The 16,706-nt window shown below is 59.1% G+C and carries 11 protein-coding genes and 1 tRNA gene; 5 read left to right on the top strand and 7 right to left on the bottom strand.

Features of this window, described 5'->3' with window-relative positions:
• The first annotated feature begins 113 nt into the window (after positions 1 to 113).
• The 3 genes from EGX79_03325 (at position 114) to EGX79_03315 (ending at position 3,297) form a co-directional block, all read left to right on the top strand.
• A complete protein-coding gene (locus EGX79_03325) occupies positions 114 to 641 on the top strand; it encodes a thioredoxin-dependent thiol peroxidase (GenBank protein AYX81298.1) in 528 nt (175 codons plus the stop codon).
• Between the two features lie 75 nt (positions 642 to 716).
• A complete protein-coding gene (locus tag EGX79_03320) occupies positions 717 to 1,376 on the top strand; it encodes a TetR/AcrR family transcriptional regulator (protein ID AYX81297.1) in 660 nt (219 codons plus the stop codon).
• 160 nt (positions 1,377 to 1,536) lie between these two features.
• Positions 1,537 to 3,297: a hypothetical protein gene (locus EGX79_03315; GenBank protein ID AYX81296.1), complete on the top strand. Its 1,761-nt coding sequence runs from the start codon at positions 1,537 to 1,539 to the stop codon at positions 3,295 to 3,297.
• Positions 3,298 to 3,309: 12 nt separating this feature from the next.
• On the opposite strand, the gene EGX79_03310 is transcribed toward EGX79_03315, so the two are convergent.
• The 5 genes from EGX79_03310 to EGX79_03290 form a co-directional block, all read right to left on the bottom strand.
• Positions 3,310 to 3,714, bottom strand: a complete 405-nt coding sequence (locus tag EGX79_03310) for a holo-ACP synthase (GenBank protein AYX81295.1) — start codon at positions 3,712 to 3,714, stop codon at positions 3,310 to 3,312.
• Complete coding sequence (locus EGX79_03305) at positions 3,711 to 12,806, bottom strand: DUF1729 domain-containing protein (GenBank protein ID AYX82704.1); 9,096 nt, start codon at positions 12,804 to 12,806, stop codon at positions 3,711 to 3,713. Before EGX79_03305 ends, EGX79_03310 begins: the two co-directional genes overlap by 4 nt.
• Before the next feature lie 394 nt (positions 12,807 to 13,200).
• Positions 13,201 to 13,398 carry a hypothetical protein gene (locus EGX79_03300; GenBank protein ID AYX81294.1) on the bottom strand — a complete coding sequence of 66 codons (198 nt, stop codon included), beginning with the start codon at positions 13,396 to 13,398 and terminating at the stop codon, positions 13,201 to 13,203.
• A gap of 182 nt (positions 13,399 to 13,580) precedes the next feature.
• Complete coding sequence (locus EGX79_03295) at positions 13,581 to 14,000, bottom strand: hypothetical protein (protein ID AYX81293.1); 420 nt, start codon at positions 13,998 to 14,000, stop codon at positions 13,581 to 13,583.
• A 156-nt stretch (positions 14,001 to 14,156) separates the two neighbouring features.
• Positions 14,157 to 14,238, bottom strand: a tRNA-Leu gene (locus EGX79_03290).
• A gap of 202 nt (positions 14,239 to 14,440) precedes the next feature.
• On the opposite strand from EGX79_03290, the gene EGX79_03285 reads away from it, so the two are divergent.
• Entirely contained in the window at positions 14,441 to 14,836 is a 396-nt protein-coding gene (locus EGX79_03285; protein AYX81292.1) for a hypothetical protein, read from the top strand.
• 33 nt (positions 14,837 to 14,869) lie between these two features.
• Positions 14,870 to 15,223, top strand: a complete 354-nt coding sequence (locus EGX79_03280; protein AYX81291.1) for a DUF3817 domain-containing protein — start codon at positions 14,870 to 14,872, stop codon at positions 15,221 to 15,223.
• A 22-nt stretch (positions 15,224 to 15,245) separates the two neighbouring features.
• Here the strand turns inward: EGX79_03280 and EGX79_03275 are convergent, their stop codons facing one another.
• Entirely contained in the window at positions 15,246 to 15,947 is a 702-nt protein-coding gene (locus EGX79_03275) for a non-canonical purine NTP pyrophosphatase (protein ID AYX81290.1), read from the bottom strand.
• Entirely contained in the window at positions 15,944 to 16,705 is a 762-nt protein-coding gene (locus tag EGX79_03270; GenBank protein AYX81289.1) for a ribonuclease PH, read from the bottom strand. The genes EGX79_03275 and EGX79_03270 overlap by 4 nt, the downstream gene beginning before the upstream one ends.
• Position 16,706: the final 1 nt, after the last annotated feature.

Below are 16,706 nucleotides of genomic sequence, written 5' to 3'. Positions count from 1 at the left end.
TTCGCCTAAAAGACTAACACTTCCACTACAGCAACGTGGGCGAGCACGGGGAAAAACTCAACGCATTGCTTCAGAGTCGCCACGCACCGCTCCAGAGTCGATACGATTAAGCCATGACTACTTCTTCCTCCAGCGACAAAGAATACGGCCAGAACAACATCCGACTGGAACCTGGCAATCCCGCCCCAGCGTTTACTCTTCTCAACGACGCCGAAGAGCAGGTTTCTCTGTCGGACTACGCGGGCAAGCCCGTGCTGATTTACTTCTACCCGCGGGCCAACACTCCAGGCTGCACCACTGAGGCATGCGACTTCCGCGATGAATCCGCAGCCCTGAATGATGCCGGCATTCCTGTCGTAGGTATTTCTCCGGACAAGCCGGCGAAACTCGCAAAGTTCCGTGAGGACCACGGCTTGAACTTCACCCTCCTGTCCGATCCGGACAAGGAAACCATGACCGCGTTCGGCGCTTTCGGCGAGAAGAAGAACTACGGCAAGATTGTCCAGGGCGTCATCCGCTCGACTTTCCTGGTCAATGCCGATGGAGAAATTGAAAAGGCCTGGTACAACGTTCGCGCCAAGGGGCACGTCCAGCGCGTACTGCGTGACTTGGGTGTGGAATCACAGGCTTCCGAAAGCTAACTAGCCGCAAGGCCTACTCTGACCCTGGCCCCAAACTCTCCTCCCACATCATCCCGATTAGACGGTTTCGTAGTAGTGACTCAATCCCAGGACGCACCGAATATTCTTCGTCCCCGTCGCACTCCGGCTCAGCAACGCAGCCGAGAGCGGTACGCACGCATGCTCAGCTCGGCACGCACAGTGCTCATCGAGCACGGGTTTGAGTCTTTCACTTTCGACGAAGTCGCTCGCATCGCAGATATCCCCATTGGCACGCTCTACCAATTCTTCGCAAACAAGTATGTGATGATCTGCGAGCTCGACCGTCAGGACACTGAGGCCGTCATCGAGGAAGTCTCACGTTTCGGAGAAACAGTCCCCACCTTGAAATGGCCGGAGTTTCTCTCGGAGTTCATCGATCACCTGGCAAAGCTCTGGCGCGAGGACGTTTCTAGAAGAGCCGTATGGTTGGCTGTTCAATCAACGCCCGCCACACGCGCAACTGCAGAAGATACGAAGTCACGCCTGGTCAACGAGATTTCAAAGGTGCTGCGCCCGCTGGTGCCGTCGTCAAGCGATGCGGAACTGAACTTCATCTCCGACCTCATGATTAACGCCACGTACGCCCTGCTGAATTATGCGGTGGACCATCCGGGAAGCGATGCTGAGCGGGAAGCTCATTACGAGCTGACGGTGCAGGAAATCAAACGCATGACAATCTCTTATCTCATGAGCGTCGCGGAGGCCGCAGACTAGAGAGCGCCCCTCGCCCACCTCGGCAGGGGCATTTATTGCCCTTATCAATACGCGGAGGGTAGGCTTGCCTTAGTTTACGCTTTACTCTGGTCAGCGCGGTGGGGTTCCCTGTTTTTCGCCGCGCCTGCGCCGGAACTCCCAAACAGAATCAGAGGTTCACATGTCCACGACGCAGGGCGCTTTCCGACGGAGCCTGCTTCCCCGCTCTATTGTTTTAGCTTCGGCAATCGTAGTGAGTACGGGATTTTTACCCGCAGTCCCCGCATCGGCACAGTCACTGCCATCGATTGGACAGCTCGGCGGTTCGCTCCCCGGCATCGGCGACCTTCTCGGCGGCAGCACCGATCAGTCTGAGCGCCAGCTCTCCGTGACCCCTGCCACCGATCTGTCCGACGGCGCCACCGTGACCATCAAGGGAGTCGGCTACCCCGCTAACGCAAATATTTACCTGGCCCAGACAATCGAGAAGCCAAAGTCGGGCTACCCTTCGACCTACGGCGAAGCGGCCAAGGTCACGGTTGGCGCGGACGGAAGTTTTACGCAGGAGATGAAGGTCGCGACCAGCTTTGGCGATGTCGACTGCACCTCTACCCAGTGCTACGTAGCCTCCTTTACTGCGTTCCCTAATCTTTCTGACCGCAGCAATGACCAGTGGGTCCCCATCACCTTCAAGGCGGGTGCTACTTCCCAGGCTGCTCAATCGCAGGGTTCCACCGGCGCGGCGCCGAGCGGTGGCCAGAGCGCTGGTTCGGGCTCCCAGTCACAGTCGGGCTCGCAGTCACCGTCGCAGTCACGGGGTAACGCATCGGTGAGCCTGTCCAAGACCTCAGACTTGAACCCGAGCGGCGACACCATTCGAGTCGAAGGCAAGGGTTTCAAGACCTCTGGACCGGGCATCTACGTCGGTATCGCGCAAAATGACCAGATGGATGTGACCAACGCCGATTCCTTCGGCCCGGATACCAAGTTTGTGTCTACCTCTCGCGGCAACCTGAAGTCCGACGGCAGCTTCAGCGTGGATCTTCCGGTCAGCGCGAAGTTCGGCACGGCAGACTGCATGCAGAACGCTTGCTCGGTCTACACCATTGCTGCTCACGGTTCTTCTGACCGCAGCCAGGACACGGCGACCGCGGTATCGTTTGCCGGCGGAGCTGCCAAGCAGGACGCTACCCTGCCCTCCGGCGGTGGCTCCTCACAGTCCGCAGGCAGCGCAAGCTCCGGCACCAGTGGCAGCACAGGGTCTAGTGGAACGAGTAGCACCAGCGCCTCCAGCGGCTCCAGCAGCTCCAACGGCAGCAGCTCCTCGACCGGCACCCCGTCGGTAAGCCTGTCCACCACGGAACTGAATCCATCGGGCAGCACCCCAATTACCGTCTCCGGCACCGGATTCAAGACCAGTGGCAACGGCATCTACGTCGCAGTGGCTGAGAAGAACAAGTTCTCCACCACCAACGCTGATGCTTTCTCCGCCGCTGAGTTTGTCCGCACCTCCCAGATGTCCTCCGACGGCAGCTTCTCCACAACGCTCAATGTCGAGGCCGTCACATCGGCCGCCAACTGCGTCGAAAATGACTGCGCACTCTACACCTTTGCTGCTCACGGTTCCTCCGACCGCAGCCAGGACACGGCCACGGACCTCAGCGTCGGCGGCTCCGCCAAGGAACGCGAAGAAGCTGTGAAGACCGGTGCCTCCAAGACCGGAGAGTCCAAGGCCAGCGGCTCATCCAAGGCATCTGGCAAGGCTTCCGCAAAGTCCAACGCTTCCGGCAATGGCCTCGACGAAGTTGATGTGCAGACTCAGCAGGCCGCGACCAACTCCCCGCTCCAAACCGCCGCAGTCGCCGGAACCGGCGCAATCCTGGGCGCGCTAATCTTCGGTGCCGGCATCTTGGTCGGTCGCCGTCAGAAGTCCGTCGATTAGCACGGCGCCGGGCTAGTCCAAGCGTACGACGGCGATTGCGTAGTCGCCGTCGTGCGAGATGCTTAACGACGGCCCCAGCTGCCACTCCTGATCGTGGAAATGGCGGCTCACAGCCCCGTGGAGACTGATGCTCACGCGACCGTAGGCATCCGGCTGCACCTCTATTTCCCGCCAGTCCAGCTGATCGCGCGCAATCGGCGGTTGGCTGCCGAAGAGAGTCTGCGACCAGGCCTTGATGAAGGCTTCCTTCGCAGCCCAGCGGCCCGCTAAGTGACGCGCCAGAGCGCCGCCGACTGCTCCGCGGCGCCTAGCTACCAGTAGCTCCGCAGGTGTGAAAACAGCCTGCGCGAACTGACTTCCTGGCATATTCAGCTGCTCTTCGAAGCCCGGAATATAGACGAGGTCTACGCCAATCATGGCTGGAGGACACCATCGATCAGACGGGCGCCGTCGGAAAGCAGAACTGCCTTTTCCAATGCAGCGGGTGAACCGAACCGACCACCGTCCGCCAGGTTTCGCTCGCGTGGACGCTCGTAGAGAGCTTCCCCACCGTAAATAGCCTCATCAATGCGACGCAGACCAGCCGCTTCGCGGTTGTGCGCCGCGGACCGCCAACGCTCCGCAGCCTCAGCGCCATCGTGCTGCACTATCGCTTGGTAGAAAGCTTCCGGATGGACGACTGCCACCAGTGCCGAGACATGTCCGAACCCGAGCGAGGTAACAAAGCCAGCCTTCAGCGGCAACGTATTGCCGAAATTGACTGCCTTCGTTGGCCATACCAGACGCGAATGCGCAGCCAATGCGGGATCGACGCAGTCCAGCGATCGATTACCTGGCACAATGCCGCTGCGCAATACCTGGGTCAGACCAATGATCTGGAACGCTGCAGCACCACCCTTAGCGTGTCCCGTCAGCGATTTCTGAGAGACCACCAACAGCGGGTTAGAGCGCTCGCGACCGAGTTCATCTGCAATGCGTTCATGCAGTTCGGACTCATTTGGGTCGTTGGCATTGGTCGAGGTGTCGTGCTTGGACAACACCGCGACCTGATCCGCAGTGACATCGAGTACTGCAAGTGCGCGAGCCAATCGAGACTTCTCGCCGCCCTGAGCGGCCGCTAGCGCACCCAAACCCGGCGCCGGAATGGACGTGTGCGCGCCGTCGGCGAAGGACTGGGCGTATGCGACGACACCGAGCACGGGGAGCCCCATGTCACGAGCGATGTCTCCGCGAGCCAACAGCACCGTGCCACCGCCTTGCGATTCCACAAAGCCTCCGCGTCGACGATCGTTCGGCCTGGAGAAGTACTCATGGTCGATGCCTTTGTCTTCCATGGTGGCGGAGTCAGCTGTGGCGGCCATGTCGCCGAAACCTGTAATTCCCTCTGTGGATAGGTCATCGAAGCCACCTGCGACAACGAAATCTGCCTTACCCAGGGCAATCTTGTCGACGCCCTCCTCCACCGACACCGCTGCCGTCGCACAGGCTGCGACAGGGTGAATCATCTGCCCGTAGCCACCGACATAAGACTGCATAACGTGGGCGGCAATAACATTTGGCAATGCCTCCTGCAGGACGTCATTGGCTCGCGGTTGCCCCAGCAGGCCGTCGATGTAGAGACTGCGCAGCGACTCCATCGCACCAATACCTGTGCCCTGGGTCGACGACACTCGCGCCGGGTTGACCGCTTCCAGCAGTTGCGCTGGGCTGAAGCCCGATGACAAGAAGGCATCGACAGTACAGACAATGTTCCACAAGCTCACGCGGTCCAGATTGTCCATCATGTCTGCCGGAATACCGTATCGTGCCGGGTCAAAGCCCTGCGGAATTTGACCGCCAACATAGCGGCTCATCGCCATTCGGCGCGGAACCTGCACTGGTGTGCCAGCGGCTCGTGTCACAAGCCACTGCCCTGTCTCGGCATCGAAGCTCGCAGTGGTGTTGTCCGGGTTGGAACTGACAAAAGTCTCCGCTGCCGCGCGGTCACGCACAGCAAAGCTCAACGCACGATCCAGGTAGACCGTGGTCAGCTCAGTCATCGTATTATCAACCAAATCGCCATCATCGGCGTAACGACGCACACCAACTCGCGCCAGCACTTCATCGCGGTAACGCGAAGCAATGTCGCTTTCTGCCAACGGTTGCCCGTCGGCGTCACGCCAGCCACCCTCATAGGAAATCAACCCCATTGACCAGGCTAATTCCACAATTCCTGCTGCAGAAATATCATCAACTTCAGCCTCAAAGCGCGTCCGGGAAGAACCGTACGGCCCAAGCTCACCGGCGCCCACGATGACCACCATGTCCTCCAGAGCCGCTGCGATGTCACCAAAGGTCGGTGTTGTCTGCGCAATTGGTCGGCGTGGGCTTGGCAGGCCGCTCAAAGCACGGCTTGACGACGGCTCCTGCGAGCGCGCCCCGCTAGAGATCTCAGAGTTTTGAGCTGCTGGGGCAGCCGCCTGTGCAGCCTCCTGCGCCAATTGCGCAATGTTGAGGTCGACGTCACCCAATCCGCCGGTGAGATCGGCCTGAATCGGGCGGGTTTGTGCCTTCTTCCGAGCCTCCGAGCTCGCGAGCTCAATGAGTTCAGCTGCCATTTCTTCGGTGGAGAAGGTGCGTACTCCCTTTGCTTCCACTGCAGCAACCAATGGGTCGTTTCCACCCATCAGGTTGGTGCCTCGAACCCACCCAATCTGTGCATGAGCCAGAGTGGTGCGGGTGCGCCAAGCGTCCTCCACATTCCAGCGCGCCACCACGGCGTCGAGTGCGGCCTTGGCTTCCCCATAGGCACCATCACCGCCGAAGCGACCACGGTTCGGTGAACCCGGCAGCACCACATGCAAACGATGCTGCAGATTATTGTCCCCGCCGAGTGCTGACATCCCTGCGATGAGTCGTTCCACCGACCACAGAAGCAGACGCATTTGGGTCTCGGACGCAGGACCGGCATCGGCAAGCGAGCCTGAGACCGTAGGCGCCGCGAACGGGAATAGCAACGTCGGTGACAGTGCAGGCTTGGTCACAACCACTTCCGCACCAATCGTCGTAGTCTGCTCGGTTCCGATCCAGTCGATAAGGGAATCCAGGTCCTGGAAGCTGGACAGGTTCGCCGGTACCACCCACAGCTTCGCCTCGCCCTGCGCATGCATACGGTAGAGCTGCTTGTAGAAGCTCAGGCGCTCATGTCCCAGGCGTGAGGTAGTGACAACAACGGTTGCTCCCTGAGACAGCAACTGTGCAGTCACAGCGGAGCCAATCGAATTTGGCGATGCGCCGGTCACAACAGCGATGTCGGCATTCATCGATAGTTCGTCCACATTCGTGATGGACTCATCCGCCAGCTGTCGGTAGATACTCGCCAACTGTGTCCGCCCTGCCGCGTCTGCCTTGGCAGCCCACCACTGTGCCTGCTCGACTGCGGTTTCATGGATACTGCCCGGCGCGGTTTCAGCCACGTCTTCATCAGCGGCTGCCCAGAGGCGCGCTAGGTCATCGCGGGAGGTGGCCCAGCGGTCGTCGAGCAGCACTGCCTTGGTGGGCGTAAACGTCGGGGTGACCAGCTTCGGCCAGTCCGCACCGAGTTCAGCAGTGACGAGATTTACCAGGTTGCTGTCGGCGTCTTCGGCATCGAAGTCAATGGCACCGGTAATCTCGTGGCCGAGTTGCTCCAGAATCGTGCGTGCAGCGGTGGCAAGAATTCCTCGTTGACCAGTCAGTTTATCTGCAAACTCAGTGAGTGCAGCCGAGTCGACCATCCCAGCACTACTGTCGCTTGCCGACGGCTTAGCGACAGATACACCTCGTTGCGAGGCGACCGCGAGGATTGCTTCATCGATCAGCTGGTTGAGTTCAGCAGTACTGGTTGGGGCGGCCGGCGCCAGATGCGCAAGATCACCACCGCGCAGGGATGCGCCCTCGCGAGTACCGAGCATGATCTCGGCGCTAACTGCGGTTGCCCACCCCTTGCCGAGCTGCCATTCATCGGCCACATAGTCATCGATGTAATTCGCGCCTGCACCGGCAGGACCGGTAATCCGGCGAATACCGTCGGCAATGGCTTCGGAGAGAATCGGGCCGAATGCGGAATATCCACTGGCCAAGCTATCAATCTTGTCCTTTAGATCAGCCAGTTCCGCATCTGCGGCCCCTTCGATTGAACCGAGGTCGAATTCGACTCCGAGATCGAGCAGCAGTTGATTGCGTCGAGATGAGACTCCATCGACCAGAGTCTCAATGGAGTCGGCGGCACCGAGCTGGTCGGGACGTACCTTCGTCCATTGGCAAATAAGAACTTCCAACGCTTCTGCCGGGCTGACTGCGATATCAGCAACTTCGGCAGCCGGAGTGGCAGCACTCGTGATCGTGGTTGCCTGTTCGGTCGCCGCGAGTTGGTCGACAGATACTGCCGGCTCCGCTGCTCCTGCTGCTCCTGTTTCTCCCGCTGCTCCAGATAGAGCCTGCGCCGTGTCCTGCTCCGGTGTCACCTCCGACTCGAGCTCAGTCTTTTCCGGCTGAATTTGGTCGCGCATAAACACTGCATCAGCATCACGTTCGAGATTGAGTACTCGAATGTCACGGCTTCGGTGACGGGGCAACTGGCAGGTGCGGGCAGCCAGGTTTGCCAGTGTGGGCGCTGTACCTACACCAACTTCAATAATGCGGCTGACGCCGAGATCCTCAAGCAGCAGATCCTGCGTTTCGATCCACCTCACCGGTGAGCAGAATTGCCAGGCCAGTAACTCGACCAGCAACATGCGGGCCAGGCGCGCCGGGTTTTCAGCGGCAGTATCAAAGTCGGCAAGGATTTGTTCCAAAATGTCTGAGTCGACGACTGCAGCCATCTGGCGGACGAACTTCTCAGTCAGCTCAAAAGAGGTCGCGGTGAGATTCGGGATATAGCGTCCCACCAGGCGCTCTGGAGTGATTTCCGCTGGCAGCAGCCGCTCCAAGTGTTTACGGAAGGAATCCACACCGTCGCGTAGGACACTGGAGTGGAATGGCACATCAATACCTGGGATACGCACGTATCCCTTGCCGTCCGAGCTGCGGCGCTCGCACTGTTCAGCCAGTGCCGCAAGACCCGCGACGGTGCCGGCGACGGCGTACTGCTTGCCTGCCAGGTTGAGATTTACGACTTCGAGGAACTCACCGGTTTCCTGCGACAACCGATTAACAAACTCAGTGACCTCGTCCTCGCGTACGCCGATCTTGTCCGGACGCAGGGCGCACAAACCATAGTTGGACCTCCCCTGCTCATCACGTTCGACCAGTTCATGCATGGTCAAACCGCGGCGGTAGACAACCTCCAACGCGGCATCTGCGTCAAGCGCACCAGCGAAAGCCGCCAGCGCGTTGTACTCACCGACAGAGTGTCCCGCAAAGTGAGCTGTTTCATCCAGCAGCCCTGCTTCACGGAGCTCCGCAACCTGCGCCAGCCCCAACGTCGCCATCGCAACCTGGGTGAACTGAGTCAGATTCAGGACACCTTCTGGGTGGAAATAGCGCACACCATCCACAACCACCTCTACCGGGTTGTCCCGAACAATAGCCAGTACGGAAAAGCCAAGCTTCTCTCGGGTCATCGCATCCGCCTGGTCCCACACGCGGCGGGCCGCTACGCTGCGAGTCCGGGCAGACAGCCCCATCCCCTGTGATTGAATTCCCTGGCCAGGGAAGACATATGCAGTCGTCGGTGCGGCAATTACAGCAGTGGCAGTCAGTACCAGCTCGCCCTCTACTGTGGCCGTGACTTCACGGACTTCACCGGCGCCTGGACGGTCATCAAAACCACGGCGTTCGACAGAGAATTTCACTTCCTGACCAGGTAGAACCGGACTCAGCATAGTCGCAGTGAACTCAATCACCCGATTGCCAATGCCGGCATCCGACGTGGCAACAGCCGCATGCTCGGCCATCGCCGACAGCCACATTCCATGGACAATAACCCCTGGTAGACCAGCTAGCGCTGCTGCCCGGGAATCGACGTGGATAGGATTGCGATCGCCCGTGACACAGCTAAATGGCTCCATCGCCTTAGGCGCTTCCACGGTCAAGGCACCGCGGAAACTCCGTGGCGTATCCGTGACCGTTGGAAATGGCACAGTATTGGTCCGCGCTGTCTCGCCGCCGTTTCGGCCACGAATGGCAAAGCGTTCACTCAAGGTGGCGAGCAGCGTATCGCCATCACGAACCTCCGCGCGCACCACAACTAGTCGCCCTAAGTCCGTATCAACGGCCTCGTCGACACGCGCACTAATCCGCAACGTTGTGGTTTCCTGCGGCAGAGCTCCAATCATACGAATGTGATGCTCAAGGTGAACAAGCGCGAGCATGCCCTCAACAACATCAATGCCGGTCTCAGTACGCGCCTGCGCGACTGCCGCAAAAATCGCTGGCCAAGCATGCCCGACCAACGCGTCCGGCACCGTCGCCTGTGACTCATCGCCGGCAGCTGCAATAGTGACCGCATCGTAGTCAGCCATCGCCATCGGATCCCACACGGATTCCCACTCCGCGACCCCATCGACGATGTTTGCAAGCTCACCGCCAGCCGCGATTCGCGTCAGCTCCCGCATCGCGGCTGCCGCATCCTCATGCTTGACGACGGGCACTGCGCCCACCGCTGCACTCTGGCACAGGCGAATTCGCAGTTGCGTATTCTCCCCCGCAGCATCGGGCAGCGGAACGGTCAGCTGTGCCCAGACGAGCTCCTCCCCGCCCTCATCATTGCTGCCATCAGCTCCAATGGTCTCCAAAATGGCACCAGTACCTGGGTGCTCCAGGCGTTGTGAACGAGAGACATCACTTGCGTCAGATACACATACCCACTCATGTTCCGCGCCAAGTGCCAGCGCCGGATTCGGCTGCTGTCGACCAGCCCACCAAATCACAGGTGCTGCGAGCATCCGGCTGAGGGCGTCAACAGGTGCCTCCGGCAGGTAGCCGGTATCCGTCAATGCCTGTGCAGTAGCTTTTTCAAACCGACCCAGAATTTCCGCTACTGGCTCATTCGCGCGGGTAATGCCCGAAACAGCCTGCGGCCCTGGGATGATGCAGACTTGATCCGCATCGTAGCGAGAGTCATGCGCCTGCCATAGGGAGTCCGATCGCCACCAGCGACGAACCTCATCATCGATAACCGGAACGAATGGCACAGGTTTGCCAGGTGTGCGGCAGAGCTCAGAGATAAAGAAGGTGACATCTGCTGGGTGGAGCTGGGTATCCAGATCCAGCAGGCCGGACAGTCGCGAGATTTCGTTCTGCGGCTGGGTGTGCAAGCTGTCGCCGTCGGCAAGCGCGTCAAACGTGCCCGCGTCGACTGCATTCAGTCGTGCCTCTACGCGGTCGACGAGTGCGACGAAGCGCGTCGACCACGTTGGATCGAGGAACGTCCCTTCGGGCGCACACAGTTCGAGATAGCGGTTCAGCACCTCGGCATACGTCATGGTGCTGACATCTCCGAAGTACGGCTTCGCGGTGGCGTTAATCGCCTCGATGATCTCTGCGCGTCGTTCAGTCACCTTAGTGAGGTCACCTGCGACTTCGTCAAGCAATCTGCCTGCGCGTGCTGCGGCGTTATCAATTTCGTGGATATCAGCACCCAACTGGCTGCGCCCCGACGCCATGCCATCCATGGCGCTACCAGCGGGAATCCAGTTGTCAGTGCCGACGGTGTCGACCAACATTTGTTTCACGGACTCGGAGGCGGTCGACTCCTTTGCTGCCATCGCAGCTGTGCCGATGATGACAGCATCTACCGGCATCGGCGCCAATCCGCACCGTGTCGACCACGTGCCCATCAGATAATCACGGGCCTGCTCTGGCTTGCCGATACCGCCGCCAACAGCAAGCACCACATCTCGCTTGCGGATCTTTGCGTAGGTGTTAATTAGCAGGTCATCGAGATCTTCCCAGGAGTGGTGGCCGCCGGCACGCCCACCTTCAACCTGCATGATGATTGGATACGGTGTGCCCTGCTGCGCCAAGGTGTCTGCAATTTCGAGCACCGACTCGATTTGTGCGATTGTGCCCGGTTTGAAGGAGATATGCGGAATCCCGCCCTCACGCAGCTGCTTTACTAGCTCAACTGCCTCGTCCACCTCGGGGATTCCCGCGGAGATGGTGACTCCATCAATCGGTCGCCCCGCTGCCACTGCGCGCGGGAGCAAACGGCGGCTTCCAATGTGCAAACCCCACAGGTACGGATCCAAAAACATGGTGTTGAACTGTGCACTGCGCCCCTCCTCGAGCAGATCGGAGAGTCGCGCCACATTAGCCTCGAAGATTTCCGGCGTGACTTGGCCGCCACCGGCCAGCTCCGCCCAGAACCCCGCATTCGCAGCAGCCGCCACGATCTCAGGGTCAACGGTTGTCGGGGTCATACCGCCGAGCAGAATTGGCGAGCGCCCGGTCAACTTGGTGAACTTCGTCTCGACACGGGGCTTGTCTCCAGTGACCAGACGCGGCGCAAACTCCAGCCACGATGTCGGATGCTCAATGTCGCTCTCAGACAGGACGCCCCTACCCGCAGCTGTCGCCGCAGGAATCACCGCCACGCCATAGCCTTCAGCGTTACGTTCTGTCAGCTTGACGACGCCTGTGTTCGGCCCCAAATCCAAAATGGTGGTTGCTCCTTGGTCGATGAGCCCCCGTACCTCGGCGCTCCAGTCACTGGGGTCAACCAAGATTGCACGCGCAAGCCGGTCCGCCGTTTCCGCATCTAGCCCAATGCGCTCAGCTCGCTCCACTACCCATGCCACAGCAGGTACCAGCGCTGGGTGATGGAATGCGCCACTAACTGGCAGAACTGTACATTCGACTTTCCGACCCTTCGGCTGCTGCGTTGTGAGCTGCTCTGCCAGCTGGTCTAGTTCATCCTGCTTGCCGATAACTACGCTGGTAGTCTGCGTATTCTTCAGACCGATGACACAGCCCTGGGGGAGGAAAGGCTCCAACTCCTCGACCGTCAGGCCAGAGATACTCATCATCGGCGCGCGCCCAAATCCGGCTACTCGGCTTCCGCGCGCACACGCCACACCGATGAGGCGAGCTAGCGCCAGAAGCTCTGCTGCCTTCTCTGGGCGAGCGACAATCTCAGCGGCAAGAACACCTTGCGAATGACCGGTTACCGCTACCGCTTCGGTGATATTAATTCCCTGCTTTTCCAGCAACTCGACAATGCCCAACTGTGCCAAGACGATGCCCGGGACGCTGACCGCAGGGTTGGTTGTATCTCCGGTAAATGGCTCGTCTGTAACGAGTGAGATTGCCCAGCCGAAGGGGTCGAAACCTGCGGGAAGCTGGCCGATGAGATCGTCGTCAAGCGGTGCGAGCAGTTCCTCAGCGCGAGTGAAAACTTCCCGTAGTTTCTTTGAGTTGCCACTGGCCATGACGCTGGATAGAGTGTCCAGCCATGGTTGCGATTGACCGGCGAAAGTGACTGCAAAAGTGCCCAGGTCTGGAGCAGTTACGACGTTGGTCTGCAAAGTGGCGAGTTTTTCGTATTTCACGTGGCTGAGGTCCTTGTCTTGTGGAGTACGAAATGAAAACATCTTTTGTTTCCAAATCCTTGCCAGGACACTATGCCATAAATCATGAGGAATCCATCATGTTTTTCTCGCGCAGTTTCGCGGCGCCATCAACGCGAAGATAATTTGCAGCCCCAAAACGAGAGGCTGAACACGGCTGCGAAATCAGCGAGCACAACGCTTCGAAAGCGCAAGAACTTCGCAGGTAGGAAACAGTGTTCCCCTGTCGAGAAGTTGCTTGCGCTTCACCACCCTGGCAGCGCCGGCGGTGGAAAATAAAACCCGGAAGACCGAGCCAATTTATGCCCAATCGGTGATGAACATCACACCCGGAATGCGTGTCAATGGGCGCCGAGAACGCTCAATCTTTCCTCGATTAATCGCCTAGCATATCCAGAATTGTGGACTCCGCTTCTTCTAAGCGCCGCTCTGACTCTTCAAGGTCCTGCTGCGACTTACCATCGCGCTCGACCTTGCCGTCGAAGATTGCGCAGGGATCATCGTTGACCACAGTGTCGTCGGGAACTATGCCACGACGCGCCATGTACTCATCCAGATGCATCGAAATGCTCATGTTGCCTCCCTGCTTCCACCTTACGATTCAAGATACGATTCGATCAGCGTCATTGTATCGACAGATTCGATTGCCCTACGCAGTGGAATGAGCGGACAGAGGTTTCCCAGAATGGTACTCACGCGCGCTGTGCGGCTGCCCCGTCTTGCGTTCCCGCTAAAAGAGGCAGGACTGTCGCAGGTCTACAACTGGTCTGGTGGCCAGGGCTTTCCGTCAGGGAAGTATCTGTCATATTTCCAGCCCAGACGGAAGGGGAGGACGTACTTCTGGGGACTGTTGTTCGCTTCCCACATTGACTTTGGTTTGGTTGCCCGCTCGGCTTCTTCCCGGTCGGTGTACACCCCGTAACAGATAGGGTCCCAGAAGTTGCTATCGGTGATTTCGAGAGTGGGGGTGCCGGTGAATACTCCATAGAGGAGTTGGTCGCGGCTTTCGACCTCGACCTCGAAATCTTCCCAGGTACCAATCATGTCGCCAGGTTGTGCACGCCACCAGTCGTCTATCTTGCGGGCGGTCTCCTCGGACTCGACGAACCCGCCGAGAGGTTCAGTGTTATCCGGATAGCGGGGATAAACGACGCAGACAACAATTTTCATAGTCATGGTTCTACACCGTGCACGGGAGATTAGCGACCTTGGAATAGCTTCGGGCGGGAAATGGGGCAGATTTTGGGCACGCAGCGTAATGAGGGCGAAAAATCTGGCGGGCTGGAGAACGAAAACACCCCGTGACCTGCATAGTCACGGGGTGTTTATGTGTGCGCCTGGGGAGACTTGAACTCCCACGCCCTAAGGCACTGGAACCTAAATCCAGCGCGTCTGCCAATTCCGCCACAGGCGCCCGTCGCGAATCCGTGACAGTTACGTACAGTCCCCGTAAGCATGGACTACCTATTAGCCACCTACAGGCACAACGAACTTTCACAGCTCATTTGGACTGTACACACTTTAACGGGTTTGCCGCAGATTTCCTAATGTCCCATCCCCTGCCTATCCAGCGAGCGCGCTAGCTTGGCAGGTCACGGACTAGCTATGGTGGTTATGTGTCCACTTCACAGCATTCCAATACCACTGACAAGCCAGCGAAGATTCCCACTCGTACCCGCGTGGTGCAACTAATCTTCTTGGCTCTTGCAGTCGGCGCCACTCTTGCACTCGCCTACTGGCAGCTCAGCAGGTGGAACACAACCAGCTCATTCCAAAACCTGGGCTACGCACTGCAGTGGCCAGCTTTCGGCCTGTTCTTTATTTGGGCCTACCGCAAATACATGGAGTACGAACGCGAACGCCTGAGCGGCAATAGCGAGGCCGCATTTGAGGCTAAAGACGATGTCATGACGGAAATTCCAGACGAATTCCTGCCGACCAACCCAGATGGCTCGCGAAAGGTGCAGCGTGTGGATGAGACACAATCGACGGATTCTGGCACCAACGCCTAGGCGATAACTGCTTATTCGAGAAAAGGACTTTTAGTGACCAACATCAATCCAGATCGTCAAGAGCGCGTAAGGAAGGCACTGACGTACTTCTCCGTCACCGCCTACTTCACGGGTGTGATGCTGCTCTTGCTGTGTGCCGAGATGATTTACAAGTACCTCATCCTCGACAACTCCGCCGACGCGCCGCGGTGGTTCTTCTACACCGCCCAGATTCACGGCTTCGGCTACATGGCATTCCTCATTGCCACCGTAAACCTGGGTACCAAGGCCCGCTGGGAACCAGCAAAGTGGATTATCACCGCGCTCGGTGGCGTGGTCCCGTTCCTCTCCTTCTTCGTCGAGAAGAAGCGTCGTGAGGAAGTCGAGACCGCTTTCCAGCTGAAGTAGCGGGCTCTCGGCAGCCCGAGGGCTACCCCTTAGCCTCAACCTCAGCCAGAATTTTCAGCGCCGGAGTCAAGGCACGCAGTGCACGCCCCCTGTGGCTAAAAGCGTCCTTGTCTTCGGCGCTCATTTGTGCCGCAGACAAGGCCCCCTCAGCTTCGTTGCCCTCCCCAACTGCGGGCGCGAACACCGGATCGTAGCCGAACCCATTGTCCCCAACAGGCTCGCGCAGAATGGCGCCAGGCCAGCGGCCCTCTACAACCAGCAGCAGATTACCGGCTTCATCGAGGACGGCTGGGAAACCGCCGTCGGCAAGCGCGGACGGCACCTCCTTGACACCGGGGACGACCAACGCGCAGGCGGTACGGAAGGACGCCGTACGACGCTCATCTGGGCAGTCCCCCATCTGGGCGAGCAGCAGCTCGTAGTTAGCGACATCGTCGCCGTGAGTGCCGGACCAGCGCGCCGAGAGCACACCCGGCATGCCGTTTAGCTCATCGACGCTGAGCCCCGAATCGTCTGCCAAGCACGCGTAGCCGGTGTGTGTCGCACCATCGAAAGCCTTGATGTAGGCGTTGTCCGCAAAAGTGCGACCGGTTTCGGGGCGCTCTGGGTACTCCGGGACGTCGCTAAGCGAAAGAAGTTCCACCGAATCAATACCCGCCGCACGCAGGATGCGGTCGAGCTCGACTAGTTTTTTAGAATTTCGGGTAGCGACGAGGAGCTTCACGGCAGCTCACCCGGGTACGGCGCACGCAGAACTTCCTGCTGCAGGGCAACGAGCTCACGCAGACCCTTTTCCGCCGAGTCGAGCATGTCATTCAGCTGACCTCGGTCAAAGGTGCCTTCCTCGCCAGTGCCCTGGATTTCGACGAACTTACCCTCTGCGGTCATCACCACGTTGAGGTCGACCTCAGCGCGAGAGTCCTCCTCGTAAGGCAGATCCAGGCAGACACGGCCATCAATAATGCCAACCGAAACAGCTGCGACTGGTGCCTTCAGCGGGGTGCCCGGAACTGCACCCGCTGCATGCAGGTAGGTCAGGGCATCAGCCAGCGCGACGTACGCACCGGTGATGGAAGCGGTTCGGGTACCACCATCCGCCTGCAGAACATCACAGTCGATGTTGATGGTGTTCTCACCGAGTTCCTTCAAGTCGATAGCAGCTCGCAAGGAGCGACCGATCAGACGGGAAATCTCGTGAGTGCGACCCTTGACCTTGCCGCGCATTGACTCGCGGGGCATGCGCTCGTGGGTAGAGGCCGGCAGCATGGAGTACTCAGCGGTCAACCAGCCCTCGCCGGAGTCACGCTTGAATCGTGGCACCGACTGTTCGACGGAAGCGGTGCACATTACACGCGTATTACCGAAAGTAACCAGCACAGAACCGGCCGGATTGTCGGTGAAGCCGCGAGTGATGGTCACCTTGCGCATTTCATCAACCGCGCGTCCATCGGCACGGCGAAAATCGGAATTAGCTGTAGTCATG

Source organism: Corynebacterium jeikeium, from assembly GCA_003955985.1.
GTDB lineage: Bacteria > Actinomycetota > Actinomycetes > Mycobacteriales > Mycobacteriaceae > Corynebacterium > Corynebacterium jeikeium_D.
This window is presented reverse-complemented; position numbering and strand designations above follow the sequence as displayed.